The 10,484-nt window shown below is 70.7% G+C and carries 8 protein-coding genes; 4 read left to right on the top strand and 4 right to left on the bottom strand.

Annotated elements, in window-relative coordinates:
• Positions 1-97 precede the first annotated feature (97 nt).
• The 3 genes from hpnC to WG922_RS13415 are packed head-to-tail and all read left to right on the top strand — an operon-like array spanning position 98 to position 3,338.
• Complete coding sequence (hpnC, locus tag WG922_RS13425; RefSeq protein WP_445322831.1) at positions 98-997, top strand: squalene synthase HpnC; 900 nt, start codon at positions 98-100, stop codon at positions 995-997.
• A complete protein-coding gene (gene hpnD / locus WG922_RS13420; protein WP_340283181.1) occupies positions 994-1,833 on the top strand; it encodes a presqualene diphosphate synthase HpnD in 840 nt (279 codons plus the stop codon). The genes hpnC and hpnD overlap by 4 nt, the downstream gene beginning before the upstream one ends.
• Positions 1,833-3,338, top strand: a complete 1,506-nt coding sequence (locus WG922_RS13415) for a hydroxysqualene dehydroxylase (RefSeq protein WP_340283180.1) — start codon at positions 1,833-1,835, stop codon at positions 3,336-3,338. Before hpnD ends, WG922_RS13415 begins: the two co-directional genes overlap by 1 nt.
• A 196-nt stretch (positions 3,339-3,534) precedes the next feature.
• On the opposite strand, the gene WG922_RS13410 is transcribed toward WG922_RS13415, so the two are convergent.
• Positions 3,535-4,233 carry an HAD family hydrolase gene (locus WG922_RS13410; RefSeq protein ID WP_340283179.1) on the bottom strand — a complete coding sequence of 233 codons (699 nt, stop codon included), beginning with the start codon at positions 4,231-4,233 and terminating at the stop codon, positions 3,535-3,537.
• A 17-nt stretch (positions 4,234-4,250) separates the two neighbouring features.
• Here WG922_RS13410 and hemH point away from each other — a divergent pair, with 17 nt between their 5' ends.
• Complete coding sequence (hemH, locus tag WG922_RS13405; RefSeq protein ID WP_340283178.1) at positions 4,251-5,354, top strand: ferrochelatase; 1,104 nt, start codon at positions 4,251-4,253, stop codon at positions 5,352-5,354.
• Positions 5,355-5,370: 16 nt separating this feature from the next.
• Here the strand turns inward: hemH and WG922_RS13400 are convergent, their stop codons facing one another.
• The 3 genes from WG922_RS13400 to WG922_RS13390 all read right to left on the bottom strand — a co-directional run bounded on the left by WG922_RS13400 (position 5,371) and on the right by WG922_RS13390 (position 10,365).
• Positions 5,371-5,646: a hypothetical protein gene (locus WG922_RS13400; RefSeq protein WP_340283177.1), complete on the bottom strand. Its 276-nt coding sequence runs from the start codon at positions 5,644-5,646 to the stop codon at positions 5,371-5,373.
• Positions 5,647-5,757: 111 nt separating this feature from the next.
• A complete protein-coding gene (locus tag WG922_RS13395) occupies positions 5,758-8,901 on the bottom strand; it encodes an efflux RND transporter permease subunit (protein WP_340283176.1) in 3,144 nt (1,047 codons plus the stop codon).
• A 15-nt stretch (positions 8,902-8,916) separates the two neighbouring features.
• A complete protein-coding gene (locus tag WG922_RS13390; RefSeq protein WP_340283175.1) occupies positions 8,917-10,365 on the bottom strand; it encodes an efflux RND transporter periplasmic adaptor subunit in 1,449 nt (482 codons plus the stop codon).
• Positions 10,366-10,484: the final 119 nt, after the last annotated feature.

Below are 10,484 nucleotides of genomic sequence, written 5' to 3'. Positions count from 1 at the left end.
GGCAGTTCGGGGCGGTACGTGGAGGGCTGGATGCACGATGGCCTTCGGCGGAATTGCTGTTAATGACTGACCGGTTAGTAATCTAGCGGGCGGCCAAATGCGGTGTCAAGCGAGAATCGCCGCCGTGACACCCCCCCATACCAGCCCTGCCAACGCCGTCGGGCACTACGAGAACTTCCCGGTCGCTTCCTGGCTGTGCCCGCCTGCCTTGCGCCCTGCGGTCGTGGCTATCTATGGCTTCGCACGCACGGCCGACGACATCGCCGACGAAGGAGATGCCGCGGCCGAACAGCGCCTGGCGGCGCTCGCCGAACTGCGCGAGGGGCTGCTCGATGTCGCTTCCGGGCGCCCTGCGCCTGCCCGTTTCGGCGCGGTGCTGCAGCCCCTCGCGCGGGCCATCGCACACCACGGTCTGCCACTTGCGCCGTTGACCGACCTGCTCAGCGCCTTTTCCCAGGACGTCGTCCACAGCCGCGACGGGCGCGGCTACGCCGACCGCGCCGCCCTGCTGGACTACTGCCGGCGTTCGGCCAATCCCGTGGGGCGCCTGTTGCTGCATCTCTATGGCATCAGCGACGCGCGCGCATTGGCCGGGAGCGACTCCATCTGCACCGCCTTGCAGCTGATCAACTTCTGGCAGGACTTGAGCGTCGATGTGCCGCGCGGGCGCTATTACCTTCCGGCCACGGATTGCCGCGACTTCGGCCTGGATGCGGCGCGCCCCGACACCTGGGCCGCACATCCGGCCGCATGCCGCCTGGTGCAGGCCGAATGCGCATGGGCGCGGGAGTTGATGCTCGCGGGCGCCGGGTTGCCCCTGCGCGTTCCCGGTCGCGCCGGCTGGGAACTGCGCGCGGTCGTCCAGGGCGGACTGCGCATCCTGGACAAGATCGAGGCACTCGGATTCGACACCTTCGCGCACCGCCCGCGCCTGCACGCCGCCGACGCGCCGCGCATCCTGTGGCGCAGCTTGCGCATGGAACAATCCGGCGCATGACGCCCGACCAGTACGTGCAGGAGAAGGCCGCCGCTTCGGGCAGCAGCTTTTACTACGCATTTCTCTTCTTGCCGGCCCCGCGGCGGGCCGCGATCACGGCGTTCTATGCCTTCTGCCGCGAAGTCGATGACGTGGTCGATGAGGTGACCGACCCCGGCATCGCGGCGACCAAGCTCGCCTGGTGGCGCCAGGAGGTCGCGCAGTCGTTCGCCGGCCAGCCGCAGCACCCGGTGATGCGCGCACTGATGCCCTGGGCCCGCGAGTACGGGCTCGAGCCGTCGCAGCTGCTCGCCGTCATCGAAGGCTGCCAGATGGACCTGGAGCAAAGCCGCTTTCTCGACTTCCCCGCCCTGGAGCGCTACTGCCACCTCGTCGCGGGCGTGGTGGGCGAGGCGGCGGCGCGCATCTTCGGACAGACCGAGCCCCAGACCACCGACTACGCGCACAAGCTGGGGCTCGCGTTCCAGCTCACCAACATCATTCGCGACGTCGGCGAAGACGCCATGCGCGGACGCATCTACCTTCCCATCAGCGAGCTGCAGCAGTTCGAGGTCAAGGCGCACGAAATCACCAAGCGCCAGCACTCCGAGCGCTTCGTCGCGCTGATGCGTTTCCAGGCCGAGCGCGCCCACCGGCTCTACGACGAAGCGTTCGCCTTGTTGCCGCCTGCGGACCGCCGGGCGCAAAAGCCCGGGCTGATGATGGCCAGCATCTACCGCACCCTGCTGCGCGAGATCGAGGCCGAGGACTTCAAGGTGCTGCACCAGCGCATCAGCCTCACTCCGTTGCGCAAGTTCTGGCTGGCCTGGAAGGTGCAGGCCCTGGGCCGGCTCTGATGGCGCGCGTGGCCGTCGTCGGCGCGGGCTGGGCCGGCCTCGCCGCCGCCGTGCAAGCCACGCGCGCCGGGCATCGCGTCACGGTGTTCGAGGCGGCGCGCACCCTGGGCGGCCGGGCCCGTACGCTGCTGCTGACACTGCCGGACGGCACCACCGCCTGCGTGGACAACGGCCAGCACATCCTCATCGGCGCATACGCCGAGACGCTGGGACTGATGCAGCAGGTCGGCGTGGCGCCGCAGGAGGTGCTGCACGCCCTTCCCCTGCGCCTGCTGGGCGCCGACGGCTGCGGCCTGCGCCTGCCGCCATGGCCGGCGCCGCTGGACGCCGGCTGGGGCATCGCTCGCGCGCAGGGCTGGGATTGGCGCGACAAGCTCTCGCTGCTGCGCGCTGCGCTGCGCTGGCGCCGCGCCGGCTTCCGCTGCCCGCCATCGATGTCGGTGCAGCAGCTGTCGCAGGGCCTGCGTCCGCGCGTCGTGCGCGAGCTGATCGAGCCGCTGTGCGTGTCGGCCCTGAACACGCCGCCCGAAGACGCCAGTGCGGCCGTCTTCCTGCGCGTACTGCAAGACTCGCTCTTCGCGCCGGGTTGGGGCCGTTGGGGCGGCTCGTGGCTGCTGCTGCCGCGCGCGCCGCTGGGCGCGTTGTTTCCGGATGCCGCCGGGCGCTGGCTGCAGGCAGAAGGCGCCGAGCTGCGCACCGGCTGCCGGGTGACGGCGCTGGTTCGTGTCGGCGCGCAGTGGAGGGTGGATACACAAACGCAATCCCGAGCTGAGGATGCGGTGCAGCCGTTGCGGGAACGCGCCGCGCGAACCTCGGGCGAGAGCTCGGACGAGCGCTCGGTGCTCCCCTCGGCGGAACATCCGTTGGAGAGTTTGGTGCATGGCGCGGGCACGTTCCGGCGCGGGCCACCCGTCGCGGAGCGGACGCAGGTGCACGAACGCGGCCAGACCCACCACGCCACACAGCCGCCACCCACGCTGCAGGACGCCGACTTCGACGCCGTGGTGCTCGCCTGCCCGAGCACGGACGCCGAACGGCTGGTGCGGGAAAGCGGCGTGACCGCAACGCAGTGGCTCGCGCAGGCGCAGGGGCTGCGGCACGAGCCCATCGCCACGGTCTACACCGCAGGCGGGCCGCGCCTTGCCCACCCCCTGCTCACCTTGCGCAGCGGACCGGACGCCCCGGCACAGTTCGTGTTCGACCGCAGCCAGCTCGGCGGGCCGGACGGCCTGCTCGCATTCGTCGTGAGCGCCAGCCGCGGCAGCGGCGCAGAGCTCCAGCGGCAGGTGCTGGAGCAGGCGCGCACGCTGGGCTGGCACGGGCTGAAGGCGCTGCGCACCGTGGTGGAAAAGCGCGCGACCTTCGCCTGCACGCCTGGCCTGCAGCGCCCTCATGCAGCCATCGCGCCCGGGCTGTGGGCCTGCGGCGACTGGACCGAGGGCCCCTACCCCGCCACGCTGGAAGGTGCGGTGCGTTCCGGCCTGGCGGTGGCGCGGTCGCTGTGACTGCGCTGCGGATCGGCTGATCGTCCTGCGCGGCGCCCGGGCGATACCAGCCCGATTTCTGCTGCTCCACCAAAGCGCCGCTGGCGGGCTCGTGCTTGCGGTCCGCAGCGGGACACGCCCATCCCGGTCGCCGGTCGCCGGTCGCAGGTCGCAGGTCGCGCGTCCCGGCTCCCGAATTCCGGGGCTGGACGGCGAATCAGTCCCGGAACAGCGTGCAGACCTCGGTCAACGAGACGCACTCCAGCGCAGGCGGCTCGCCGACGGCGGGCCACAGCGACTCCGAACGGTTGATCCACCCCGCCTGCATGCCCGCGTTGCGCGCGGCGAGCACGTCCAGCAGCACGTCGTCGCCGAGGTGCAGCACCTCGTGCGCCTCCACGCCCGCGGCCGCCGCGGCGGCATGGAAGATGCGCGCGTCGGGCTTGGGTACCCCGAACGCACGGGCGTTCACGGCGGCGCGGAAATACCGCCCGAGGCCCACCCGGTGCAGGTCGGCGTTCCCGTTGGACAGGCTCACCAGCGGAAAGCGCGCGGCCAGGAAATCGAGCGCCGGCAGCACGTCCTCGTAGAACGTGACCTTCTGGCGCTCGGTGAAGAAGATGTCGAAGGCGGCTTCGGCCAGTTGCGGGTCTTCGCCGGCACGCGTGAGCGCAAGCCGGATCGACTCGCGGCGCAGGGCCGAGAGGTCGTGCTGCAGGTCGGGCCGCTGCGTATTCATGTGGGTGCGTATCTCGCGCAGCGCCTCGGCGCTCGCGAACAGTTCGGCGCAGCGTGGCGCGTTCAGCGCAAGCCACTCGTGCAGCACTTTCTCCGCACGTTCGATGCATGGCCAGATCGGCCAGAGCGTGTCATCCAGGTCGAGCGAAATGGCCCGTATGCGCGTCAAGTCCAGCATGTTGGCGAGAATACCGGATGGCCTCCGTTCTCCCCTTTCGCAAAGAGCCGCCCTTCACCCATGGGCAGGCGCCGGTCACCGGCATCCTCTGGTGCAACCTCGGCACGCCCGAGGCGCCCACCGCGCCGGCCGTGCGCCGCTACCTCAAGGAGTTCCTGAGCGATCCGCGCGTCGTCGAAATTCCCCGCGCGGCCTGGCTGCCGCTGCTCAACGGCGTCATCCTGCCGCTGCGCGCGCCGAAGTCGGCGGCCAAGTACGCCAGCATCTGGACGCCCGAAGGCTCGCCCTTGATGGTGCACACCGCCCGGCAGGCCTCGATGCTGCAGGGCTACCTCGGGGAACGCGGCCATCGCGTGCGCGTGCGCCACGCCATGCGCTACGGCAGCCCGTCCATCGCCGACGAGCTCGACGCCTTCAAGGCCGAAGGCGCGAGCCGCATCCTGGTGCTGCCGGCCTATCCGCAGTATTCGGGCACCACCACGGCCAGCGTGTTCGACGCCGTCGCGCAATGGGCGGCGCGTTCGCGCAACCTGCCCGAGCTGCGCTTCGTCAACCGCTACCACGACCACCCCGGCTACATCGACGCCCTGGCCCGCGGCATCGAACGCCACTGGCGCGACCACGGGCGCGGCGAGCACCTGGTCCTGAGCTTCCACGGCGTGCCGGCGCGCACGCTCGCGCTGGGGGACCCCTACCACTGCGAGTGCCACAAGACCGGACGGCTCCTGGCGGCGCGCCTGGGCCTCGATGCCGCGTCCTGCACCATCAGCTTCCAGTCGCGCTTCGGCCGGGCCAAGTGGCTCGAGCCCTACACCGAACCGACCTTGCAGGCGCTGGCGCGCCGCGGCGTGCGCCGCGTCGATGTCGCGTGCCCCGGCTTCACCAGCGACTGCCTGGAAACGCTGGAAGAAATCGGCATGGAGGGCCGCCATGCCTTCCTGGCCGCCGGCGGCACCGACTATCAGGCCGTGCCATGCCTCAACGAGGCGTCCGACTGGATCGCTGCGCTGTGCGATATCGCTGCGCACGGCCTCGCCGGCTGGCCCAGCCGCGATCAGCCTGACGCGGCCGCGCTCACGCGCTCTCGCGACGCCGCGCGGTCGCTGGGCGCCACCGCCTGAGCCGCTCGCCGCCTTCTCAGCTGCGCAGCAGGTTGCGGCCCAGCACTTCGGTCTGCGGATCGGCCAGGCCGAGTTGCTCGCGCGCCGGCGGCAGCTGAGGCCGCGCGCCGGTCATGCGCAGCAGCTCGCGCGTCTCGCGCAGCACCACGAACTGCTCCTCGCCGCCCTCGTGCGGCCGCGCGCGCAGCATGCGCTCGTGGTCGCACAGCACGGTCTCGAGCAGGTCCACCACCTGGCGCGGCAGGAACAGTCCGCCGTCGAGCTCGGGGATCGCCTTGGGAAGTTGTCGCATCGCTTTTTCTCCTTGGATGCGAATCAGCGTAGAAGGGGGCCCCCGCCCCCTCTGTCGGCGCAGCGGGCGGCCGGGCGGCTGCGCGCTTCTGATGCCGCTGTCGGCCGCTGCCTACTTGGCGAGCAGCTCGCCATGGGCCGGCGGCTCGACCCGGACCGCTGCCTTGTTGGCGCCCGGCACCGCCCGCCGGGCCAGCAGGGTGTACATGGTGGGCACCACGAACAGCGTGAGCAAGGTGCCCAGCGACATCCCGCCCACGATGACCCAGCCGATCTGCTGGCGGCTTTCGGCGCCCGCGCCGTCGGCAAGCGCCAGGGGTACCGCGCCCAGCACCATCGCGCCGGTGGTCATGAGGATCGGGCGCAGGCGCTGCGCCGAGGCGCGCACCAGTGCATCGACCATTTCCATGCCGTCTTCGCGCAGCTGGTTGGCGAACTCCACGATCAGGATGCCGTGCTTGGTGATCAGGCCCACCAGCGTGATCAGACCGATCTGCGAGTAGACGTTGAGCGAGCCGCCCGACCATTTCAACGCAAGCAGCGCGCCCACCATCGACAGCGGCACCGACAGCATGATCACCAGCGGATCGACGAAGCTCTCGAACTGGGCGGCCAGCACCAGGAAGATGAACACCAGTGCGAGGACGAAGACGATGGCGAGCGCGCCCTGCGAAGCGCGAAACTCGCGCGAAGTGCCGTTCAGGTCGGTGGTGTAGCCGCTCTTGAGCAGCTTGGCGGCGGTCTGGTCCATGAAGGCCAGCGCCTGGCCGAGCGAATAGTCGGGCGCCAGGTTGGCGGTGATCGACACCGAGCGGCGCTGCCCGAAGTGGTTCAGCTCGCGCGGGCTCACGTTCTCGCGGACCTTCACCAGCGCCGACAGCGGAATCATGGTGTCGCCGCGTCCGCGCACCTGGATGCGGTCGATGTGTTCGGGCGTGCTGCGGCCGGCCGACTGCACCTGCACGATGACGTCGTACTGTTCGGCGTCGCGCTTGTAGCGCGTGACGTTGCGGCCCCCCAGCATGGTCTCCAGCGCCTTGGCGACCACATCGACGCCCACGCCGAGGTCGGCGGCGCGGTCGCGATCGACCTCGATGCGCAGCTCGGGCTTGTTCAGGCGCAGGTCCACGTCGGGCGAGACGATGCCCGGGTTCTTCGCCATCTCGTCGAGGAACTGACGGGTCACGCGATTGAGGTTTTCGTAGCTGTCGGAGGTCTGGATCACGAAATTGAGCGGCCGCTCCCGGAAGCCCTGCCCCAGCGAGGGCGGCGTGATGGCGAAGGCGTTGACGCCGGGCAGCGAGTTGAACTTCGGACCCAGCTCACGCGCCATCTCCAGGGTGGTGCGCTGGCGCGCCTCCCAATCGACCGCGCGGAAGATGACGCTGGCCTGCGACACCGTGGGATTGCCGACGTTGGCGAAGATGCGGTCGAACTCCGGGAAGGGCTGGCCCATGCGCTCCAGCGCCTGCGCGTAACGGTCGGTATAGCCCAGCGTGGATCCGTCGGGCGCATTCACCGTTGCCAGCACCACGCCGCGGTCCTCCAGGGGCGACAGCTCTTGCTTCATGGTCGGCCAGACCGAGGCGATGCCCCAGGCGCTCAGCACCATGACCCCCAGCACCAGCCAGCGCGCCTGGACCACATGGCCCAGCATCCGGCTGGAGCCCGAGGCACCGCGCCAGCGCGCCGTCACCACCCAGCGCAGCAGCCGCCCATAGCCTGCCGAAAGGCCGGTGAGCGCGCGCTCCATGCCACGGTCGAAGCGCCCGGGGCTCGGGTTGTGGCGCAGCAGCTTGGAGCACATCATCGGCGTGAGCGTCAGCGCGACGAAGCCCGACACCAGCACCGCGCCGGCGAGCGCCAGCGCGAATTCGACGAACAGCCTGCCCGTGCGCCCCGGGGTGAACGCGAGCGGCGCGTACACGGCCACCAGCGTGAAGGTCATGGTCACCACGGCAAAGCCGATCTCGCGCGCGCCCTTGATGGACGCAGAGAACGGATCGAGCCCTTCCTCGATGTGCCGGTAGATGTTCTCGAGCATGACGATGGCGTCGTCCACCACCAGCCCGATCGCCAGCACCAGGGCGAGCAGCGTCAGTGTGTTGATCGTGAAGCCGGCCAGCGCCATGAGCGCGAAGGTGCCCACCAAGCTGACCGGAATGGTGACGATCGGAATGACCGAGGCGCGCAGCGTGCGCAGGAACACGAAGATCACCAGAGCCACCAGCACCACCGCCTCGGCGATGGTGCGGTAGACGTTCTTGACGGAGCGGTCGATGAACAGCGAGTTGTCGTTGGCGATATCGACGCTGACGCTGGGCGGCAGGTCGGCCCGCAGGCGCGGCAGCATTTCGCGCACGCCGGCCGAGAGCGTCAGCGGGTTGGCGGTGGCCTGGCGGATCACGCCCGCCGAGATCGCGGGTCGGCCGTTCAGGCGCACCGCGCTGCGCTCGTCGGCCGGGCCCTCGCGCACCTGGGCGACGTCGCGCAGCTTCACCGGGTAGCCATTGGCGTTCTTGATCACGATCTCGCCGAACTGCGCAGGCCGCACCAGGTCGGTCTGCGAGGTGACGCTGAACTCGCGCTGCTGCGATTCGATGCGGCCGGCGGGGAGCTCGAGGTTGCTGCGCCGGATGGCGTCTTCGACGTCCTGGGTGGTGAGGCGATAGCCGGCGAGCTTGTCGGCGTCGAGCCAGACGCGCATGGCGTACTTGCGCTCGCCGAAGATGCGCACGTCGGCCACGCCGCTCACGGTCTGCAGTCGCGGCTTGACGACCCGGTTCACCAGGTCGTTGATCTGCAGCGGACCGAGCGTGTCGCTGGTGAAGGCCAGCCAGATCACCGGGAATGCGTCGGCTTCCACCTTGGCGATCACCGGCTCGTCGATCGCCTGGGGCAGGCGGTTGCGCACGCGCGAGGTGCGGTCGCGCACTTCGGCGGCGGCGGCGTCGGCATCTTTCTCGAGCCGGAAACGCACGGTGATCTGGCTCTGCTCGGCGCGGCTGATCGAGGTGAGCACATCGACGGCATCGATGCCGGCGATCGAGTCTTCCAGCGGCTTGCTGACCTGCGACTCGACCACCTCGGCCGACGCGCCCGGATAGCGCACGCTGACCGTGACGACGGGCTCGTCGATCTTGGGGTATTCGCGCACCGACAGGCGCTCGAAGCTCACCGCGCCGATCAGCAGCACCAGCAGCGACAGCACCGTCGCGAGGACCGGGCGCCGGATGGAAATCTCGGGCAGTTGCATAAGCGCCTCCGCCCGTCAGTTGCCGGGGCGGCCGGCAGACGCCATCTGCACGCAGGGGTTGGACCCCGCAACCTGCGGGCGCGGCGCGCCGGCGGAGGATGATCGGCCTGCCCCCGCGGCGGCCGTGCCGGACGCACCGGAGGAACCCTGAGCCGGTCCAGTGCCTTGCGCAGCCCGCGCTCCCTGCGCGGCCTGCGCCTCGTGCCTGCCCGGCACGCCCGAAGCGCTGGCCTCACCGCGACCGCCTGCGCCGTTCATGTCTGCGCGCCCGCCCGCGCCGCCGGAACCCGGCACATCGATCACCCGCACCGGCATGCCGTCGCGCTGGATGCGCTGCTGCCCCGCGACGACCACGGTGTCGCCGGGCTGCAGGCCGTGCAGCACCTCGACGCGTCCGGGTTGGCGCAGACCGACCTGCACTTCGACGCGCTGGGCAACGCGGGTGTCCTGGTCCGGGCCATCGACCAGCTTGATGACGAACTGGCGATTGCCCTGCGGCACCAGCGCCTCCTCGGGCACGACCAGCGCCTGGGCGCGCTCGCCGAACACCGCCGTCACCCGCGCGAACATGCCGGGGCGCAGCTGCTGCTGGCGGTTGTCGATGCAGCCGCGCACGCCCACCGAGCGACCGTTGGCATCGACCAGGGGATCGATCGCCTGCACGCGGGCGCCGAAGCGCTGCCCCGGCAGCGCATCGACCTCCACCATGGCGGACTGGCCGGGGCGCAGCCGCGCCTGGAACCGTTCGGGCAACCGGAAATCGACCAGGATCGCATCCAGGTCTTCGAGGTTGACGATGTCGGCGCCGTCCTTGAGGTACTCGCCGACGTGCACGTTGCGGATGCCGGCGGTGCCATCGAACGGCGCCACGATGCGCAGGCGGTCCGCCTGGGCCCGCGCCAGCGCCAGCTTGGCCTGCGCCACCTGCAGCGCGGCGCTGCTCTCGTCCACCGAGCGCTGGCTGATGAAGCCCTGCGCCACCAGCTCCTGGTTGCGACGGTGGTTGGCTTGCACGATGGACAGCTCGGCCTGCGCCTGCTGCACCTGTGCCCGCGGCAGTTCGTCGTCGAGTTGCACGAGCAACTGCCCGCGCCGCACGCGCGCACCGTCGCCGAAGTGGATCTGGGCCACGCGGCCGGAGACCTCCGGGCGCAGCATCACGCTCTGCCGCGAGCGCAGGCTGCCGACGGCGTGCGCGTCATCGACCAGCCGGACGACCTCGACTCTTGCCACCTCGACGGCCGGCGGTCGCGACGGCTGCGTGGCGGCACTGGCGGGGGCACTGGCGGGGGCGGCCGGCCCGCGGGCGCCGGCGCCCGCGGGCGCTGCGCCGCGCTCGGCGCCGGACGCGGATTGTGCCTGCGCGGCGGCCGGGACGTAGCGGTTCTGATACCACCAGGCCGCACCCGATGCGACGGCGATACCGGCGGCGGCCACGACCACATACAGAGGCTTCGATGCCATGTGCACTGCTTTCGTACGACTGCGGCGCGCGCTGCATGTGGCGCCGAGCCGCCCAATGTAGCAGCGCACGCCACGCGAACGCATCCGTAGGGGCCGCGCGGTGTCGCCCCGTCGGGCGC

Source organism: Ramlibacter sp. AN1015 (assembly GCF_037726105.1).
GTDB lineage: Bacteria > Pseudomonadota > Gammaproteobacteria > Burkholderiales > Burkholderiaceae_C > Ramlibacter.
The sequence above is the reverse complement of the archived record's forward strand: the minus strand, read 5'-3'. Positions and strand labels throughout refer to the sequence as shown.

Excerpts from the sequence above, each read along its gene's own strand:
- hpnC (WP_445322831.1), top strand. The coding sequence starts at position 98 with ATGCGGTGTCAAGCGAGAATCGCCGCCGTGACACCCCCCCATACCAGC.
- WG922_RS13395 (WP_340283176.1), bottom strand. The coding sequence starts at position 8,901 with ATGCAACTGCCCGAGATTTCCATCCGGCGCCCGGTCCTCGCGACGGTG.
- WG922_RS13400 (WP_340283177.1), bottom strand. The coding sequence starts at position 5,646 with ATGCGACAACTTCCCAAGGCGATCCCCGAGCTCGACGGCGGACTGTTC.
- WG922_RS13415 (WP_340283180.1), top strand. The coding sequence starts at position 1,833 with ATGGCGCGCGTGGCCGTCGTCGGCGCGGGCTGGGCCGGCCTCGCCGCC.
- hpnD (WP_340283181.1), top strand. The coding sequence starts at position 994 with ATGACGCCCGACCAGTACGTGCAGGAGAAGGCCGCCGCTTCGGGCAGC.
- hemH (WP_340283178.1), top strand. The coding sequence starts at position 4,251 with ATGGCCTCCGTTCTCCCCTTTCGCAAAGAGCCGCCCTTCACCCATGGG.
- WG922_RS13390 (WP_340283175.1), bottom strand. The coding sequence starts at position 10,365 with ATGGCATCGAAGCCTCTGTATGTGGTCGTGGCCGCCGCCGGTATCGCC.
- WG922_RS13410 (WP_340283179.1), bottom strand. The coding sequence starts at position 4,233 with ATGCTGGACTTGACGCGCATACGGGCCATTTCGCTCGACCTGGATGAC.